This is a genomic window from Streptomyces sp. NPDC038200 (assembly GCF_055600785.1).
This window is the reverse complement of record NZ_JBVJYH010000024.1, coordinates 37,447-55,938: the sequence shown is the minus strand read 5'-3', so window position 1 is coordinate 55,938 and position 18,492 is coordinate 37,447. Positions and strand designations below refer to the sequence as shown.

Sequence of the window (18,492 nt, the reverse complement as noted above, 5' to 3'; positions counted from 1 at the left end):
CGGGACGGAGGCCGCCCGGCGGTCCGGTCAGGCGCCGAGCGCGCCCAGCACCACCGCTTGGGCCTCCTCCTGCACCCGTGCGAGGTGGTCGGTGCCGAGGAAGGACTCGGCGTACACCTTGTAGACGTCCTCGGTGCCCGACGGCCGGGCGGCGAACCAGGCGTTCTCGGTGGTGACCTTGATGCCGCCGATCGCGGCGCCGTTGCCGGGCGCCTCGGTGAGCACGGCCGTGACCGCTTCCCCGGCCAGCGTGTCCGCGGTGACCTGGGCGGGTGACAACTTGGCCAGCAACGCCTTCTGTTCGCGCGTGGCGGGGGCGTCGATGCGGGCGTAGGAGGGGGCGCCGAAGCGGGCGGTCAGGTCGGCGTAGTGCTCCGAGGGGGTCTTGTCGGTGACGGCCGTGATCTCGGAGGCGAGCAGGGCGAGGATGATGCCGTCCTTGTCGGTGGTCCACACCGAGCCGTCCCGGCGCAGGAAGGACGCGCCGGCCGACTCCTCGCCGCCGAACCCGAGGTCGCCGCCGGCCAGTCCGTCCACGAACCACTTGAATCCGACCGGCACTTCGACCAGCCTGCGGCCGAGGTCGGCGGCGACCCGGTCGATCATCGTGGAGGAGACGAGGGTCTTGCCGATGCCCACCTCGGCCGGCCACCGGTCGCGGTGCCGGTACAGGTAGGAGATGGCGACCGCGAGGTAGTGGTTGGGGTTCATCAGGCCCGCGTCCGGGGTGACGATGCCGTGCCGGTCGGCGTCGGCGTCGTTGCCGGTGGCGATGCGGAAGCGGTCGCGCTGCTCGATCAGGGAGGCCATCGCGTACGGCGAGGAGCAGTCCATGCGGATCTGGCCGTCCCAGTCCAGCGTCATGAACCGCCAGGTGGGGTCGGTGTGCGGGTTGACCACGGTCAGGTCGATGCCGTGCTGTTCGGCGATCCGGCCCCAGTAGTCGACGGAGGCGCCGCCCAGCGGGTCGGCGCCGATGCGCACGCCGGCCGCGCGGATCGCGTCCAGGTCCAGCACGGCGGGCAGGTCGGTGACGTAGGTGCCGAGGAAGTCGTACCTCCGGGTGGTGTCCGCGGCGAGCGCGCGGTCGTACGGCAGCCGGCGCACGTCCTTCAGGCCGCCCGTGATGATCTGGTTGGCGCGGTCCTGGATCCAGGAGGTGGCGTCGGAGGCCGCCGGGCCGCCGCTCGGCGGGTTGTACTTGAAGCCGCCGTCGGCGGGCGGGTTGTGGGAAGGGGTGACGACCACGCCGTCCGCGAGGCCGGCGGTACGGCCCCGGTTGTACGTCAGGATGGCGTGCGACACGGCCGGGGTGGGCGTGTAGCCGTCCGCGCTGTCGATGAGCACGGTCACCTCGTTGGCGGCGAACACCTCCAGCGCGGTGGCCTTCGCCGGTTCCGACAGGGCATGGGTGTCGGCGCCCAGGAAGAGCGGGCCGTCGGTGCCCTGGGCAGCGCGGTATTCGCAGATGGCCTGGCTGGTGGCGGCGATGTGGTCCTCGTTGAAGGCGCTCGCCAGGGACGAACCGCGGTGTCCCGAGGTGCCGAATGCCACCCGCTGTCCCGGGTCGGCCGGGTCGGGGTGCAGCGTGTAGTACGCCGTGACCAGCCGGGCCACGTCGACAAGGTCCTCGGGACCGGCCGGCCGGCCGGCTCGCTCGTGCGGCATGAGTCCGTTCCTCCGCTTCGGTGGGATCGATCGCTCACCACCATCTTTCCTCGTCAGGGGCGTACCGTGCGAGTGCGCCCCTCGGGGCCGGACACAACCGGCCCCGCCGCCCTGCGATCCGGCCGGGCGACCCGGTGGCCGCCGCCCCGGCGCGGGGCGCGATCCGGCGGGCCACGGCACGGCAGGCAGACGGGCTGCGCCCCCTGCTTCCGGAGGCCGCGCCCGCCGGCCTGCCACGTGTCCGGCAGGGCCGGTGCGTCAGCCGATGTGGTAACTGTCCCCGTACACCTTCCAGTCCAGCGGGGTGTCGAGGTCGAGGTTGCCCTTGCGCAGGAAGACGCGCTGCTCGGTGTCGACGCGGCTGGTGTCGCTGTGTGCCTCCTCCTGCTTCATGGCCCAGACCCGGGCGTCCAGGAAGGCGTTGAGGTACGTCGTCTCGTTCCCGCCCTGGGCCGGCGGCTTGGCGCTGCGCAGCGCCCGTCGCCGGATGTTGCGGAAGCTGGTCGGGTCGTCGCCGTCGCCGTGCATCACGAGGGCGTCGTAGTAGAGGAACTGACCGAGGGCGCGCACCCCGTCGGTCTTGCCCTGGGCGACCGCGGGGTTGAAGTAGACGCGGTCGCGTTCGTCGTTCTGGGCCTGCTGGAACGCGGTGTCCTGGGCGGCCTTCCGCCAGTCGCCGGGGAAGTTCGGGTCCAGGCCGGAGTGCGAGTCGGTGCCGTTCACCTTGCGCAGGGCGGGCAGGTACTTGGCGAGGACGTTGCCGGGCTTGCGGTCGCTGTAGAGCTGGACCAGGTCGAGCATGTCGCCGGTGCCGGAGCAGAAGCCGATGATGCCGGCGGTGTAGCCGCGGCCGTCGCCGATGTCCTCGATGTACTTGTACTGGGCTTTCCAGTCGAGCGAGGAGTTCTCCGCGCTCGACACCAGCTTCATGGCGATCTCCTTCTTCGCGAGGTCGTCCAGGCCCGGCGCGGCGGCCCGGGCCGTGCCGACGGGCGCGACCCCGAGCAGGGCGCCGGAGGCGACGGCGCCCAGCGCGGCCACGACGGCCCGCCGGGAGAGGCGGGTGGAGGAAGCTGTCTCGCGATCTGCGTGCACCACGGGGACTCCAAGGGAGAGTGGGGGGTGGCGAGTTGGTCCGTACCGATACTGGTAGGAAAGTTTCCTATCAAATGCGGTGCGGACCGGTAACCCGGCATGCGGGAAGTTCGTAGGATCGAACAACCGCCGGACTCTCCCCGGGCCGGCTCACCCGTGCCGCGTCGTCTCGCGGTCCCGCGTGAAGGCGTACAACTCCTTGGAGGTGGAGACGAGTTCGCGCTGTTCCTCGCGCGAGCCGACCATCGGCCGCGAGCCCTTCAGCGGAACCTGGGCGCTCTCCGGCAGGAACCTGACGGTGAGCAGGCCGATGGCGCCGGCCACCATCAGGTAGTAGGCGGGCATGAGGTCGTCACCGCTGAGGTCGACCAGCGCGGCGGTGACCAGTGGGGTGGTGCCGCCGAACGCGGCGACGGCGAAGTTGAACCCGATACCCATGGCCGCGTAGCGGACGGCGGTCGGGAACAGGGCGGGCAGGGTGGCCGCGCTGGGCGCGGCGAAGCACGCCAGCAGCGTGGACAGGAGCAGCACCCCGAGGATCGGCGGCCAGGTGCCGTGCGCCTTGATCAGCAGGAAGGCCGGCACGGCGAGCACGATCATCGCCGCGGCGGCGACGGCGTAGAGCGGCCGACGCCCCACGCGGTCGCTGAGCCGGCCCAGGAAGGTGATCAGGACGACGATCCAGAGCATGCCGACGAGCACCAGGAGGTCCGCCGAGCCGCTGGAGCGATGCAGGGTCTCGGTCTGATAGGTCGGCAGATAGCCGGTGACCATGTAGTTGGTGACGTTGTAGAGCAGCACCAGGCCCATGCAGACCAGCAGGGGCCGCCAGTGGTTGCGGACGATGTCCTTGAACTCGCTGCCCGCCGATTCCTGCGCCAGGGTCTTCTCGTGGTCGTCCAACTGCTGCTGGAAGGCCGGGGACTCCTCCAGCTTCAGCCGCATGTAGAGGCCGATCACGCCGAGCGGTCCGGCGATCAGGAAGGGGACGCGCCAGCCCCAGGAGAGCATCTGGGCGTCGGTCAGGGCCAGGTTCAGCGCGGTCACCAGGGCCGAGCCGAGGGCGTAGCCGACGAAGGTGCCGAAGTCGAGCCAGCTGGAGAGGAAGCCGCGCCGCCGGTCCGGGGAGTACTCGGCGACGAAGGTGGTCGCCCCGCCGTACTCTCCGCCGGTGGAGAAGCCCTGGACCATCCGGGCCAGCAGGAGCAGCACCGGCGCGGCGATGCCGATCGTGGCGTACCCGGGGATGACCCCGATGGCGAAGGTGCCCGCCGCCATCAGGATCATGGTGGTGGCGAGCACCTTCTGCCGGCCGATCCGGTCGCCGAGCGGCCCGAAGACCAGGCCGCCGAGCGGCCGTACGACGAAGGCGGCGGCGAAGGTCGCGAACGAGGAGATGACCTGGGCGGCCGGGGACGCGCCCGGGAAGAACACCTTGCCGATGGTGGCGGCCAGGTAGCTGTAGACACCGAAGTCGAACCACTCCATGCAGTTGCCGAGCGCCGAGGCGCCGACGGCCCGCCGGAGCAGCGGACGCTCGACGACCTGGACGTCGTCCGCGCGGAAGGCCCGTCGGTTGCGCCGGAGCCGGCGGGTCAGCTCCTCCCGGACCTGGTGCGGCAGCCGCGCCACGGCCGCCGGCACCCGCGGCCCTCTCCGGGCATGCTGCTCCCCGCCGGCCGTCGCACCGCTCACGAGCGTCTCCCTCCGTTCACTCCCTTGATCACCGCCTGCCCCGCGTGCCGATTCAGAAACGGAACCGCTCAATCCCATCCGGGACGGCGGTTGGACTTGCCCGGCGCCAGGGAGCAGGGTGGACGGGCCCGTGCGCACACGCAGGGGCACCCCCTACGGCACCACCCGGAGAAGACCCGATGACGTACGTCGCGGACCCCGCTCGTTACGACGGCACCATGCGCTACCGGCGCACCGGCCGTTCCGGACTGGACCTCCCGGTCCTTTCCCTGGGCTACTGGCACAACTTCGGCGACGACCGCCCGTTCGAGACCCAGCGCGAGATCGCGCTGCGCGCCTTCGACCTCGGGATCACCCATCACGACCTGGCCAACAACTACGGGCCGCCGTACGGCGCGGCCGAGAGCAACTTCGGGCGGCTGCTCAGGCGGGACCTGGCGCCGTACCGGGACGAGCTGGTGATCTCCACCAAGGCGGGCTGGGACATGTGGCCCGGCCCTTACGGGCAGGGCGGCGGCTCCCGCAAGTACCTGCTGGCCTCGCTGGACCAGTCGCTCAGCCGGACCGGGCTGGACTACGTGGACATCTTCTACTCCCACCGGCTGGACGCCGCCACACCGCTGGAGGAGACCATGGGCGCGCTCGACACCGCCGTCCGCCAGGGCAAGGCGCTGTACGTGGGCATCTCCTCCTACGACACCGAGCGCACCCGGCAGGCCGTCGCGATCCTGCGCGACCTCGGCACCCCGCTGCTGATCCACCAGCCGTCGTACAGCATGCTCAACCGCTGGATCGAGACCGACGGACTGCTGGACGCGGCCGAGGAGGAGGGCTTCGGCGTCATCGGCTTCACGGCTCTCGCCCAGGGGCTGCTCACCGGCCGCTACCTCGACGGCGTGCCCCAGGACTCGCGGGCCGCACGGGGGACCTCGCTGGACGCCGCCTGGCTGACGGAGGACATGCGGAACCGGCTGCGGGCCCTGAACGACATCGCGGCCCGGCGCGGGCAGACCCTGGCCCAGCTGGCGCTGGCCTGGGCCCTGCGGGACGAGCGGGTGACCTCCCTCGTCATCGGCGCCTCGCGGGTCGAGCAGCTGGAGCAGAACGTCGCCGCGCTGGAGAACCTCGCCTTCAGCGACGAGGAGCTGGCCGAGATCGACAGGTACGCCACCGAGGGCGGCGTGGACCTGTGGCGCGATGCCCGGCTGGGCAACCTCGGCTGAGGAAGCGCGACGGGTCGGCCGGCGTGATCGATCGGCGAGGAGGATCGGTGAGGACGATCAGTGAGGAAAGAGGCCCCCGAAAAGGCACTCGGTGACACCCGTCACTGACATGGGGCATAAGTCGGACATAATGGAGGTTGTTCGGATCGCGTCCTCGCGCACTCCCCCTCCGCGACCGCAAGGAGCCGCTCACCGCATGGCGTACGGAGCCCCCCGCAGCCACCTCCTCCCTCCCCACCCCGACCTGGGGCTCGCCCGCGACTGCGAGCAGTGCCTCGGCTGGGGAACCGTCGTGACCCGCGACGGGGACCACGAGCTGTGCCACGTGTGCCAGCCCGACGCCGCGGACGAGGACCCTCTCGCCTCCGGCTCATAGCGCTCCGCCCCCTGGCCGGCCCCCCGGGCCCGGCCCCTCCCCTCGGCGCGATCACGCTTCGGGGTAGGGTTTGGATAAAAGTTTCACCAAGAAACATTCAAGCTGGGCAGGGGGGCAGCCATGAGCGCCGCACGTACGAGCAGGACGCCGTTGCCGGGGATCGGCGTCCGGTACGACCTCACGACACGCGAGCACCAGCACCTGTCGGTGGTGGCCCACCGGGACGGCTCGCGCACCCTGAGCACCTATCGGCGCGACGATCCCGATGCCTGCGGGCTGTCGGTCCGCCTCACCGGCCAGGAGGCCGAGGCGATGGTGGACGCCCTGAAGCCGACCCCTCACAGCCCCACTCTGCTCTCCACGACGGAACTGGGCCTGGTGGCCGAGCGGATCGAACTGAGCGCGGTCTCGTACTGGAACGGCCGACTGCTCGGCGACACCCGCATGCGCACCGAGACCGGTGTGTCGATCGTCGCCGTCCTGCGCCGCGCCGAGGCGATCCCCTCCCCCGGCCCCGGCTTCCGGCTCGCCGGCGGGGACACGCTGATCGTCATCGGCACCCGCGAGGGCGTCGACGCGGCCGCCGCGATACTCGGGCGGGAGTGATCCGGATGCATTCCTCCGCGGTCTTCCTGATCGAGTTCGGCGCGATCATCCTGGGTCTCGGACTGCTGGGCCGGCTCGCCGCCCGCCTCCGGTTCTCGCCGATACCGCTGTACCTCCTGGCCGGCCTGGCCTTCGGCGAGGGCGGGCTGCTGCCCCTGGGCACCAGTGAGGAGTTCGTGGCCATCGGCGCCGAGATCGGCGTGATCCTGCTGCTGCTCATGCTGGGCCTCGAATACACGGCGGGCGATCTGGTCTCCAACCTCAAGACCCAGTACCCGGCCGGGATCGTCGACGCCGCCCTGAACGCCCTGCCCGGCGCGGCCATGGCCCTGCTGCTGGGCTGGGGCCCCACCGCCGCCGTCGTCCTGGCCGGCATCACCTGGATCTCGTCCTCGGGAGTCATCGCCAAGGTCCTCGGCGACCTGGGCCGGATCGGCAACCGGGAGACGCCGGTGATCCTCAGCATCCTGGTGCTGGAGGACCTGTCCATGGCCGTCTACCTGCCCGTCGTCACCGCCCTGCTCGCCGGGACCGGCTTCGCCGCGGGCAGCGTCACGCTGGCCATCGCGCTCGGGGTCGCGGGCCTGGTTCTGCTGGTGGCGGTGCGCTACGGCCGGCACATCTCCCGCTTCGTCTCCACCGACGACCCCGAGAAGCTGCTGCTGGTGGTGCTCGGTCTGACGCTGGTGGTGGCCGGGGTCGCCCAGCAGCTGCAGGTCTCGGCGGCGGTCGGCGCGTTCCTGGTGGGCATCGCCCTGTCCGGGGAGGTCGCCGAGGGCGCCCACAACCTGCTGGCACCGCTGCGGGATCTGTTCGCGGCCGTGTTCTTCGTCTTCTTCGGCCTGCACACCGACCCGGCGAGCATCCCGCCCGTGCTGCTGCCCGCGCTCGCCCTCGCCGTCGTCACCACCCTCACGAAGATCGCGACGGGCTACTGGGCGGCACGCCGTGCCGGGATCTCGGCCAAGGGCCGATGGCGGGCCGGCGGCACCCTGGTGGCCCGCGGCGAGTTCTCCATCGTCATCGCCGGGCTCGCCGTCACCTCCGGCATCGACTCCGACCTCGGCCCGCTGGCCACCGCCTATGTGCTGATCCTGGTGGTCCTCGGTCCGCTCACCGCCCGGTACACCGAGCCGCTCGCCCTGCTGCTGACCGGACACCGGAACCGGCGCACGGCGGCCCGGGCCGAGACCGCCCCGGACGCCGTGGCCGAGGAACAGGCCCCGGCCACCCGCCCCTGACCGGCGAGGTCGAGCAGCCGCGGCGGTCGGGGCCGCGGCCGGACCGGGCGGGGCGCCGGTGGATCGCGTCCGTCGCACGGGAGCACACTGGAGAGGACCGGGCATCCTGAGGCATCGGTCCGGGGCTCCCCCGGTTCGGAGAAGTGCCGGGGGAGCCGCGAGTGTCCGGCTCCCGCCCCCGATTCCTCCCCTGGACGCCATCCGAAGCGCTCCTGGGTGTTACCTGTGGGTAATCCCGGATGGTTTGATGTGCGGCGCCACTCAGCCCCTTTCATCGACAGGGAGATCCAGTGACGCCCTTCGCACCGCGCCGCGCCCTCGCCGCGGCCGTGCTCGCCCTCGCCCTGCCCACGGCGGCGCTCGCCGCTCCGGCTCCGGCCGCGGCCGCCGAACCGGCACCGGCGCTTCGGGTCCTGACGTACAACGTCTTCCTCATGAGCAAGAACCTGTACCCCAACTGGGGTCAGGACCACCGGGCCGCGGAGATACCGAAGGCGTCCTTCTTCCAGGGCAACGACGTGGTGGTCCTGCAGGAGGCGTTCGACAACTCCGCGTCGGACGCGCTGAAGCGGGCGGCGGCGGACCGGTACCCGTACCAGACACCGGTGGTGGGGCGCGGGCGTGACGGCTGGGACGCGACCGGCGGAGCGTACTCCGCCACCACGCCCGAGGACGGGGGCGTCACCGTACTGAGCAAGTGGCCGATCCTGCGCGAGGAACAGTACGTCTACCAGGACGCGTGCGGCTCCGACTGGTGGTCGAACAAGGGCTTCGCGTACGTGGTGCTGGACGTCGGCGGGACCCGGGTGCACGTCGTCGGCACCCACACGCAGTCCACGGACTCCGGGTGCGGCGCGGGCGAGGCGGCGCGGGACCGCAGCCGGCAGTTCAGGGCGATCGACGCCTTCCTCGACGCGAAGAACATCCCCGCGGACGAGGAGGTCCTGGTCGCGGGCGACCTCAATGTGGACTCGCGCAGCGGCGAGTACGCCTCGATGCTCGCCGACGCGGACCTGGCCGGAGCCGACGTGCGCACCGGCCACCCGTACTCGTTCGACACGCAGGAGAACTCGATCGCCCACGACCGCTATCCGGACGACCCGCGCGAGGATCTGGACTACGTCCTCGCCCGTGCGGGTCACGCCCGGCCGGCGCGCTGGCACAACGAGGTCGTCAAGGAGCGGTCGGCCCCCTGGACGGTGAGCAGCTGGGGCACGTCGTACACGTACACCGACCTCTCCGACCACTATCCGCTGCGGGCCCACGCCGGCTAGCGCGGGGTGCGCGCGGGCCGGTCCTCGGTCGCCGGGGCCGGTTCGCGCGGCGGGGTGCCGTCGGCGGTGCGGTCGTGACCGCCTCGCAGCGCCGAGGCGAGCGCGGACACCAGGGCCATCGCGGCGGCTACCCCGAAGACGATGCTCAGCCCGTGGTGGAAGGGGCCGGAGACGAGTTCCGGGAAGAAGCGGTGCCCGGTCAGGGTGGCGCGCTGGGCCTCGGTCAGGTGGTCCGGCACGCCGCCGCCGAGCAGATGTCCGACGGGGTTGTCGCCGAGGAACGTGGCGAACAGGGTACTGACGGGCGGCAGGGAGGCGATCTCGTGGGCGGTCGGGGCGGGCACGCCGTGCGCCTGGAGTCCGCTGCCGAGGGCCGACGGCAGGGTGGAGGCCAGCCCGGAGACCATCAGGGAGAAGAAGACGCCGATCGACAGGGCCGTACCGGAGTTCTGGAAGGTGGAACGCATCCCGGAGGCGACGCCCCGGTACCGGGCGGGCACGCTGCCCATGACGGACGAGGTGTTGGGTGCGGAGAACATGCCCTGGCCCAGTCCGCTGAGCAGCAGCAGCGCGGCGAAGGCGGGGTAGTCGAAGTTCACGGGCAGCGCGAGCAGCCCGACGAAGGACGCGGCGACGACGAGCAGTCCGGCGGTGGCGAAGAGGCGGGCACCGAAGCGGTCGGACAGATAGCCGCAGACGGGCCCCGCGATCAGGAAGCCCAGGGTGAGCGGCAGCATGAAGACGCCGGCCCACAGCGGGGTGTCCTCGAACTCGTAGCCGTGCAGGGGCAGCCAGATGCCCTGGAGCCAGATGATGAGCATGAACTGCAGCCCGCCCCGGGCGATGGCGGTGAGCAGCGCGGCGAGATTGCCCGCGGCGAACGCCCGCACCTTGAACAGTGACAGCCGGAACATCGGCTCGGCGACCCGGCTCTCGACGACACAGAACGCCAGCAGCAGGAGGACGCCGCCGGACAGCCCGGTGAGCACCCAGGGGTTGGTCCAGCCGGTGGAGTGACCGCCGTAGGGCTGGATGCCGTAGGTGATGCCCGCGAGCAGGACGCCGGCACCGGAGGCGAAGGTGAGGTTGCCGAGCCAGTCGATCCGGCCGCGGGCGCCGGCCGAGGTCTCCCTGAGACTCAGGTACGACCAGATCGTGCCGGTGACGCTGACCGGGACGCTCACCCAGAACACCGCCCGCCAGTCGACGGCCGCGAGCAGGCCGCCGGCGAGCAGGCCGAGGAACTGCCCGGCGAGCGCGGTGATCTGGTTGATGCCGAGGGCCGTGCCGCGCTGGCGGGCCGGGAAGGCGTCGGTGAGGATGGCCGCCGAGTTGGCGGTGAGCATGGACCCGCCGAAGGCCTGCACGATGCGCCAGAGGATCAGCCAGAGCGCCCCCGCGCCGAACCGGAAGGGATCCAGGGACAGGGCCATGGAGGCGACCGCGAAGACGAGGAAGCCCAGGTTGTAGATGCGGACCCGGCCGAACATGTCGCCGAGCCGGCCGAGGACGACGACCAGCACGGCCGAGACCAGCAGATAGCCGAGCATCATCCACAGCAGGTAGCCGACGTTGCCGGGCGCGAGGGGGTCGAGGCCGATCCCGCGGAAGACGGCGGGCAGCGAGATGATCACGATGGAGGCGTCCATCGTGGCGATCAGCACGCCGAGCGTGGTGTTCGACAGGGCGACCCACTTGTAGCCGGGGCCCGGTGGTGTGTCGCTCGGCCGGCCCGAGCGGGCGAGCAGCCGGGCCCGTACGCCGTCGGCGGCCGGGTCCCGGGGTGCGTTGGTGTCCACGTCCGGCAACGGTAATTTCATCAGTCTGAACTGTTCAACCAAGACTGGGTAATGCCGGCCTCCGGGCACACGGCTGCGGGCCCCGGCCGTACGGCCGGGGCCCGCGGAGTCGAGCGAGGCGTGCCTACCAGCGGTACCAGCGGCCCCGCCGGCCTCCGGTCCCCGCCGGGCGGACGACGAAGCCCACCAGCCACACCACGAGTACGATCACCGCGATCCACCACAGCGCCTTCAGGGCGAAGCCCGCCCCGAAAAGAACCAGAGCCAGCAGAAGAACCAGAAGCAAAGGAACCATGTTTATCCACCTCCGCATCGGCGGGTTCCCGCAGAATCCGCGATCAGGCTCCGGAATTTCCGCCGGAAGCCGGATGTGGATTTCTGGTTTGCACGTCGGCTGAGCGGCAATCCGAAAGGCGACCAGAGTCCGCGTCGACGTTGGGATGTGACACGAGATGGCTGGCAGCAAGAAGGCCAAGGGCAAGGTCGAGCAGGCCAAGGGCAAGGCCAAGGAGGCCGTGGGCCGGGCCGTCGGAAACGAGCGCTTGGAGGCCGAGGGCCGTATGGAGGGTGCCCGCGGGGACGCCCAGCAGGCCAAGGAGAAGGCGAAGGACGTCTTCAAGCACTGAGCCAGGCACCGATTCGGACAGAACGGGTCCGGAAATCAGCGGAAGCTGATTTCCGGACCCGTTCCGCTGTGTGCCCGGGTGTTCGGATGCCCTCCGCCCCGGTTGCCATCGCTCGGCCCGTACCGCCTTCCAGCAGGCGTTCGTGCGCATCCGGAGGATTCCTCGCGAACGTCCCCTTGACCGACGGTCCAGCGGGTAGCCGGGCAGGGACGGAACGACCCCCCAGGGACGGAACGACCCCCTGTGCACAGGAACGGACCCTGACCCCGGAGAAAAGGGCAACGAGGTATGGACATCCCGCTCAGGACCCACGCGACGACGACGCGGGGACAGCCGACGCCCCTGCGCTACAGCCGCACCTGGGACACCGGTGTATCCAGCATCGCCGAGGCGAGAGACGCCGTCGCCGCCCTGCTCGCCCGAGCATGTCCGGCGCCCGGGCGGCGCCCGGTGCAGGATGCTCAGCTCGTCGTCAGCGAACTCGTCACCAATGCGGCGAAGCACGCGCCCGGCCCGTGCGCGCTGGGCCTGGAACTGCTGCCCGGCGCGACCGCGCTGCGCGTCACCGTCACGGACACCTCCCCGGAGCCGCCGCGCCGGTGCCCTCCCGACCCCCGGCGGGTCGGGGGACACGGCCTGAACCTCGTCAGGATGCTCGCCGGCAGCCTGGAGGTGACCTGGCTGTCGCACGGCAAGCGGGTCACGGCGACCGTTCCGCTCGCCCCCGCGGGCGCCGGCGGAACGACCGGACCGGTCAGGCGACCCTGATGCCGATGATGCAGGTGTCGTCGTCGGTGTCCGACCTGCTGTAGGTGAGCAGCCGGTCCAGTTGGTGGTCCAGGGTGCTGGGCGCGGCACGCGCCGTCTCCAGGAGATGGGACAGCGACTCCTCCACCGAGCGGTCCCGGCGCTCGATCAGACCGTCGGTGTACATCAGCAGGGTGTCCCCCGCGGCCAGCTGCACCTCCGTCTCCTCGTAGCGCGCCTCCGGCACGGCGCCCAGCAGCAGCCCCTTGACCGGGGGCAGCGCGGTGGCGTCCGGCTGCCGCACCAGCACCGGCGGCAGATGGCCGGCCCGCGCCCAGCGCAGGATCCGGCGCTCGCCGTCGTACAGGCCGCACACCGCGGTCGCGGTGACGGCACCCGTCAGATGGTGGGCGACGATGTTCAGCCAGGACAGCAGCTGTGCCGGGCCGGCCCCGGTCACCGCGAGGCCCCGCAGCGCGTTGCGCAGGACCACCATGCTGGTCGCGGCCTCTATGCCGTGCCCGGCGACGTCGCCGACACACAGCAGGATCAGGCCCGAGGGCAGGACGACGGCGTCGTACCAGTCGCCGCCGACCAGATGTTCCGTCTCCGCGGGCCGGTAGCGCACCGCCACCTGGAGGCCGGGCACCCGCAGCGGGGCCTGGGCCGGGGGCATGATGGCGTGCTGGAGCTGCAGGGCCAGCCGGTTGCGCTCCACGGCCTGCTGCTCCGTGTGGGCGAGCTGGTCGCGGGTGGCGGCGAGGGCGACCTCGGTCCAGTGCTGGGCGGAGATGTCCTGGTAGGCGCCCCGCAGGACGAAGAGCTGGCCGGCGGTGTCGAGGACCGGTTCGGCCACCACCCGCATGTGGCGGGTCACGCCGTCCGGACGCAGCAGCCGGAACGCGGCGGAGGCGGGCCTGCGATGGTGCAGCAGGGTGCGCAGGAAACGGCCGAGGGTGACGGCGTCGTCCGGGTGGGCGTGGGCCGGCAGGTCCTGGAGGGCGACCGGCGGGCTGCTGGGCGGCCGGCCGTACAGGCTGAACAGCTGGCCGTTCCAGGTGATCTCGCCGGTGAGCAGGTTCTCCTCGAACCCTCCGATGCGGCCGAGCCGCTGGGCGTGCTGGAGCAGGCTGGCCAGACGTGCCGTCTCGTCCTCGATACGCCAGATCAGCAGGACCGCGGTGCCGTGCCGGCTCACGCTGATGTCGGCGACGGCCGACAGCGGCACCTGGTCGACCAGGGCGGTCAGCCGCATCCGGTGGGCGCGGAACGGCTCACCGGTGGCATAGACCCGTTCCACACGCTGGAACAGCTCGCCGGTGCCGGCCGCCATCGGATAGGCCTCCAGCAGCAGGGCGCCCCCCACGACGGCCCGGGGCCGACCCGCGGGGTCCAGGAAACGGCTGTTGACGTGCTGGATGCGGAAGTCGACCAGCTGCCCGGCGTCGTCCAGGTGCGGCACGAGCACCAGGGCCGGATCGTGCAGGCCGTCGGCCAGGTCCATCAGCTCGACCACGTCGGGCAGCGGCCCTTGCTCGGGCCCGGTGCCGGGCGGCGGCGCGAAGGTCTCCAGGGTGTGCGCGCACAGCTCGGCGAGGGCCTCCACCTGCCGGACGACCGGGCGCGGCAGCGGCCCTTCCGGTGCGGCCCAGGCGATCTCCAGGACGCCGTGGATCCGGCCGCCGGTCCCGGACGGAACGGCGATGCGCGCGCCGTCGGCGTACTCGCGCCGGCCGATCGTGGGCAGTCCGGACTCGGCGAGCGAGGGCAGCCACTTGCCGTCGGGTTCGGTCAGTCCGCGCCGGGCCACCGTGACCACGTCGGGCGGGACATAGCGCCAGCGGGCCGCCTCGCCCGGCGGGAAGCCCGCGCTGCCCGCGAGGGTCAGCGAACCGTCCGGGCCCGCCGACCAGATGGCCACGGCGACCGCGCCCAGCGGGCGCAGGGCGTGCTCGAGCAGCGAGTCGGCCATCGCCTGCGTGTCGGGCGCGGCCAGGACGCCGCTCTCGGCCGCGCGCAACCGCACGGCGGCGGACTCCGCGACGGGCTCTGCCGGGTCCGCGGCGACGGACAGGAACGCCTCGGTGACCTCCGAGACGCGGTCCCGGGCCGCCTGGTTGATGACGTCCACCGCGAATTCCAGCGGCGTGACCTGTGCCTGCTCGGTCAGTTCGGCGAGCTGGCGGGCGGCCTGGGCGGGGCCGCACCCCAGGCGCTCGACCAGAATGCCCTTGGCCAGCTCGATCAGCGCCCGCCCCTCCGCCTCGGCCTGTGCCACCCGCACCTCGCGGCGCAGCCGCTCCACGGTGGCGGCGAGCCGCCCCACCGGGGTGGTGGCGGGCACCTCGGGCAGCATGACCTCGACGGGCGGGAGCAGTCCGGACAGGCCGGCCGGCTCGTCGAGCCCGGTCGGCTCGTCGAGGTCGGCCGGCGCGTCAGGGCCGGCGGGCGATTCCTGCGTGGTCACGGGGTCGGTACTCCTCGGCCTGCGGACGGACGGGCGCGCCGGGCCGGGCTCATGCGGGGAGCCAGCGTCGGACACAGGCGATGAGGTCATGGGTGTCCACCGGTTTCGTGACGTAGTCGCTGGCGCCGGAGGCGAGGCTCTTCTCCCGGTCGCCCTGCATGGCCTTGGCGGTCACGGCGATGACCGGCAGATGGGCGTACTGCGGCATCCTGCGGATCTCGGCCGTGGCCGTGTAGCCGTCCATCTCGGGCATCATCACGTCCATCAGGACGAGTTCGACGTCCGGGTTGTTCATCAGCGTCTCGATGCCCTTGCGGCCGTTCTCCGCGTGCAGGACGCGGAAGCCGTGCAGTTCGAGGATACCGCTGAGCGCGAACAGGTTCCGGGCGTCGTCGTCGACGACGAGGACGGTACGGCCGCGGGTCTCCTCGTCGATCAGGTGGGGTGCGGTGCGCGGGAGTTCGTCCCCGCGGACCAGGGTGAGCACCTCGCCGGGCTCCTCCGCCGACAGGTGCAGCGCGATCCGCTCGCGCAGCTCGTCCAGGCTGTACAGGTACTCCAGCGAGCCGCCCGCGGTGTCCTCGCCGAGTGACTCGGTGCGCTGCGAACTGTGCACCAGCACCGGGACGCTCGTCAGGGCCGAGTCACCGCGCAGGGCCTCCAGGAAGCGGGCCGACTCCCCCTCGGGCATGCCGAGTTCCACGACGACGCAGTGGCAGGGTTCGGCGGCGAGCGCCCCCGCCGCCTCCTGGGCGCCGACCGCGGTGATGATGTCGACGGGGGTGCCGCCGCCGTCGCCGCGGGCGTGCTCCAGATCCCGGACCACGCTCTCGGCGACCAGGGTCAGCAGCCCGCGCGGGCGCTCCTCGACCACGAGGAGACGGCGCGGGCGTTCGCGTTTGGCGGTGGCCGGCGACAGCTCCTGGGGCAGGCCGTGCCCGAGCGTGTCCTCGGCCCTCTCCCGTTCGGCCTTCGGGGCGGGGCGTCCGCCGCGCATGTGCTCCTCGAAGTCCGGCCGGGAGACGGGCAGGTAGAGGGTGAAGGTGCTGCCCTTGCCGGGGGTGCTGTCCACGGTGACGGCGCCGCCGAGCAGGTGGGCGATCTCCCGGGTGATGGACAGGCCGAGCCCGGTGCCGCCGTACTTGCGGCTCGTGGTGCCGTCGGCCTGCTGGAACGCGCCGAAGATGGTCTCCAGTTGCTGCTCGGGGATGCCGATTCCGGTGTCCATCACCCGGAACGCGACGATCGCGCCGCCCCGCACGACACCGTCGGGCACGTCGTCGTCGGCGGCGGGTTCGACACGCAGCTCGACGCTGCCCTGTTCGGTGAACTTCACCGCGTTGGACAGCAGGTTGCGCAGGACCTGCCGGAGCCGGGAGTCGTCGGTGAGCAGGTCGGCGGGGGCGCCGGCCGCCGTGGCGACGGTGAAGTCCAGGCTCTTCTGCGAGGTCATCGGCCGGAAGGTGGCCTCGACGTACTCGATCAGCTGCCGCAGCGGGACCCGTTCCGGCGTGACGTCCATCTTGCCTGCCTCGACCTTGGACAGGTCCAGGATGTCGTTGATGAGCTGGAGCAGGTCGGAGCCGGCCGAGTGGATGATGCCCGCGTACTCGACCTGCTTCGGGGTGAGGTTGCGGGAGGGGTTCTGGGCCAGCAGCTGGGCCAGGATGAGCAGGCTGTTGAGCGGGGTGCGCAGCTCGTGGCTCATGTTGGCGAGGAACTCGGACTTGTACTTGGAGGCGAGCGACAGCTGCTGGGCGCGCGCCTCCAGTTCCTGCCGGGCCTGCTCGATCTGCAGGTTCTTCGCCTCGATGTCCCGGTTCTGGTCGGCCAGCAGCGAGGCCTTCTCCTCCAGCTCCGCGTTGGACTGCTGCAGTTCCTCCTGCCGGGCCTGCAGCTCGGCCGAGCGGGACTGCAGTTCGCTGGTCAGGCGCTGCGACTCCTGGAGCAGTTCGTCGGTGCGGGCGTTGGCGACGATGGTGTTGACGTTCACGCCGATCGTGTCCACCAGCTGCTGGAGGAAGTCCCGCTGGATCGGGGTGAACAGGGTGACCGAGGCCAGTTCGATGACGCCGAGGACCTGGTCCTCGAAGACGATGGGCAGCAGCAACAGCGCGGTCGGTTCGACCCGTCCGAGCCCGGAGGAGATGGTGACGTACCCGGGCGGCAGCTGGTCGACGGCGATGGTGCGGCGGCTGCGCGCGGCCTGGCCGACCAGGGAACGGCCGAGGGGGATGCGGACGGGCCGGGTGTCCTCCTCGGGTCGGCCGTAGGAGCCGACGAGCCGCAGTTCGGGCCCGGACGCGCCGTCCTCGGCGAGGTAGAAGGCGCCGTACTGGGCGGACACCTGGGGCACCAGCTCGTCCATGATGAGTTCGGCGACGACGGGCAGGTCGCGGTGGCCCTGCATCAGGCCGGAGATCCGGGCGAGGTTGGTCTTGAGCCAGTCCTGTTCCTGGTTGGCCTGGGTGGTCTCGCGCAGGGACTCCACCATGGAGTTGATGTTGTCCTTGAGGTCGGCGACCTCGCCGGAGGCGTCGACGGTGATGGACCGGGTCAGATCGCCCTCGGCGACGGCGCTGGCCACGTCGGCGATGGCGCGAACCTGTCGGGTGAGGTTGCCGGCGAGTTCGTTGACGTTCTCGGTGAGCCGTTTCCAGGTGCCGGAGACGCCCTCGACCTCGGCCTGACCGCCGAGCCGGCCTTCGGTGCCCACCTCGCGGGCCACCCGGGTGACCTCGTCCGCGAACGCGGAGAGCTGGTCGACCATGGTGTTGATGGTCGTCTTCAGTTCGAGGATCTCGCCGCGGGCGTCGACGTCGATCTTCTTCGACAGGTCGCCCCTGGCCACGGCCGTGGTCACCAGCGCGATGTTGCGCACCTGGCCGGTGAGGTTGTTGGCCATGGAGTTGACGTTGTCGGTGAGGTCCTTCCAGGTGCCGGCCACGTTGGGCACGTGCGCCTGGCCGCCGAGCCGGCCCTCGGTGCCGACCTCGCGGGCCACCCGGGTCACCTCGTCGGCGAACGCCGAGAGGGTGTCGACCATGGTGTTGATCACGTCGGCGAGGGCGGCGACCTCGCCCTTGGCCTCGACGGTGATCTTCTGGGAGAGGTCGCCCTTGGCGACGGCGGTGGCGACCTGGGCGATGGAGCGGACCTGCCCGGTGAGGTTGGACGCCATCACGTTGACGTTGTCGGTGAGGTCCTTCCAGGTGCCGGCGACCCCGCGGACCTGCGCCTGGCCGCCCAGGCGGCCCTCGGTGCCCACCTCGCGGGCCACCCGGGTCACCTCGTCCGCGAAGCCCGAGAGCTGGTCGACCATCGTGTTGATGGTGCTCTTCAGCTCCAGGATCTCGCCCCGCGCGTCCACCGTGATCTTCTGCGACAGATCACCCTGCGCCACCGCGGTGGCCACCTGGGCGACATTGCGCACCTGCGCCGTCAGGTTCCCGGCCATGAAGTTCACCGAGTCCGTCAGGTCCCGCCAGGTGCCCTTCACGCCCTTGACGTCGGCCTGACCGCCGAGCCGGCCCTCGGTGCCCACCTCGCGGGCCACCCGGGTGACCTCGTCCGCGAACGCCGAGAGCTGGTCGACCATCGTGTTGATGGTGCTCTTCAGCTCCAGGATCTCGCCCCGCGCGTCCACCGTGATCTTCTGCGACAGATCACCCTGCG

Annotated in this window: 14 protein-coding genes; 7 read left to right on the top strand and 7 right to left on the bottom strand. The window is 71.6% G+C overall.

Annotated elements, in window-relative coordinates; translation table 11 throughout:
* Nucleotides 1–27 precede the first annotated feature (27 nt).
* From pgm to ACZ7KF_RS35335, 3 genes are all read right to left on the bottom strand, one after another.
* Nucleotides 28–1,668 (bottom strand): phosphoglucomutase (alpha-D-glucose-1,6-bisphosphate-dependent), encoded by a 1,641-nt coding sequence (pgm, locus tag ACZ7KF_RS35345; protein ID WP_471084562.1) that lies wholly within the window; start codon nucleotides 1,666–1,668, stop codon nucleotides 28–30.
* Nucleotides 1,669–1,926: 258 nt separating this feature from the next.
* A complete protein-coding gene (locus ACZ7KF_RS35340; protein ID WP_471084559.1) occupies nucleotides 1,927–2,766 on the bottom strand; it encodes a chitosanase in 840 nt (279 codons plus the stop codon).
* Between the two features lie 147 nt (nucleotides 2,767–2,913).
* Nucleotides 2,914–4,407 (bottom strand): MFS transporter, encoded by a 1,494-nt coding sequence (locus ACZ7KF_RS35335; protein WP_471084775.1) that lies wholly within the window; start codon nucleotides 4,405–4,407, stop codon nucleotides 2,914–2,916.
* Between the two features lie 230 nt (nucleotides 4,408–4,637).
* On the opposite strand from ACZ7KF_RS35335, the gene mgrA reads away from it, so the two are divergent.
* The 5 genes from mgrA to sph all read left to right on the top strand — a co-directional run bounded on the left by mgrA (nucleotide 4,638) and on the right by sph (nucleotide 9,178).
* Nucleotides 4,638–5,681 carry an L-glyceraldehyde 3-phosphate reductase gene (gene mgrA, locus ACZ7KF_RS35330; RefSeq protein ID WP_471084556.1) on the top strand — a complete coding sequence of 348 codons (1,044 nt, stop codon included), beginning with the start codon at nucleotides 4,638–4,640 and terminating at the stop codon, nucleotides 5,679–5,681.
* Between the two features lie 196 nt (nucleotides 5,682–5,877).
* The gene (locus ACZ7KF_RS35325; protein ID WP_471084554.1) at nucleotides 5,878–6,057 is read left to right on the top strand and encodes a hypothetical protein; all 180 of its coding nucleotides are present in this window, start codon (nucleotides 5,878–5,880) and stop codon (nucleotides 6,055–6,057) included.
* A 120-nt stretch (nucleotides 6,058–6,177) separates the two neighbouring features.
* Nucleotides 6,178–6,663 carry a cation:proton antiporter regulatory subunit gene (locus ACZ7KF_RS35320; RefSeq protein ID WP_471084551.1) on the top strand — a complete coding sequence of 162 codons (486 nt, stop codon included), beginning with the start codon at nucleotides 6,178–6,180 and terminating at the stop codon, nucleotides 6,661–6,663.
* Between the two features lie 5 nt (nucleotides 6,664–6,668).
* Nucleotides 6,669–7,904: a cation:proton antiporter gene (locus ACZ7KF_RS35315; protein WP_471084549.1), complete on the top strand. Its 1,236-nt coding sequence runs from the start codon at nucleotides 6,669–6,671 to the stop codon at nucleotides 7,902–7,904.
* Between the two features lie 290 nt (nucleotides 7,905–8,194).
* Nucleotides 8,195–9,178, top strand: coding sequence for a sphingomyelin phosphodiesterase (gene sph, locus ACZ7KF_RS35310; RefSeq protein ID WP_471084547.1), 984 nt, complete (start codon nucleotides 8,195–8,197; stop codon nucleotides 9,176–9,178).
* Here sph and ACZ7KF_RS35305 read toward each other — a convergent pair.
* A complete protein-coding gene (locus tag ACZ7KF_RS35305) occupies nucleotides 9,175–10,998 on the bottom strand; it encodes an MFS transporter (RefSeq protein WP_471084545.1) in 1,824 nt (607 codons plus the stop codon). The two genes, sph and ACZ7KF_RS35305, sit on opposite strands and share 4 nt — an antisense overlap.
* Nucleotides 10,999–11,101: 103 nt before the next feature.
* Entirely contained in the window at nucleotides 11,102–11,272 is a 171-nt protein-coding gene (locus ACZ7KF_RS35300; protein ID WP_471084543.1) for a hydrophobic protein, read from the bottom strand.
* Nucleotides 11,273–11,429: 157 nt separating this feature from the next.
* On the opposite strand from ACZ7KF_RS35300, the gene ACZ7KF_RS35295 reads away from it, so the two are divergent.
* Nucleotides 11,430–11,603 carry a CsbD family protein gene (locus tag ACZ7KF_RS35295; protein ID WP_471084541.1) on the top strand — a complete coding sequence of 58 codons (174 nt, stop codon included), beginning with the start codon at nucleotides 11,430–11,432 and terminating at the stop codon, nucleotides 11,601–11,603.
* A gap of 288 nt (nucleotides 11,604–11,891) precedes the next feature.
* Nucleotides 11,892–12,371 carry an ATP-binding protein gene (locus tag ACZ7KF_RS35290; RefSeq protein ID WP_471084539.1) on the top strand — a complete coding sequence of 160 codons (480 nt, stop codon included), beginning with the start codon at nucleotides 11,892–11,894 and terminating at the stop codon, nucleotides 12,369–12,371.
* Here the strand turns inward: ACZ7KF_RS35290 and ACZ7KF_RS35285 are convergent.
* Nucleotides 12,358–14,706: a SpoIIE family protein phosphatase gene (locus tag ACZ7KF_RS35285; protein WP_471084773.1), complete on the bottom strand. Its 2,349-nt coding sequence runs from the start codon at nucleotides 14,704–14,706 to the stop codon at nucleotides 12,358–12,360. The two genes, ACZ7KF_RS35290 and ACZ7KF_RS35285, sit on opposite strands and share 14 nt — an antisense overlap.
* Nucleotides 14,707–14,866: 160 nt before the next feature.
* A partial coding sequence (locus ACZ7KF_RS35280; RefSeq protein ID WP_471084537.1) for a HAMP domain-containing protein occupies nucleotides 14,867–18,492 on the bottom strand: 3,626 nt, incomplete at its 5' end.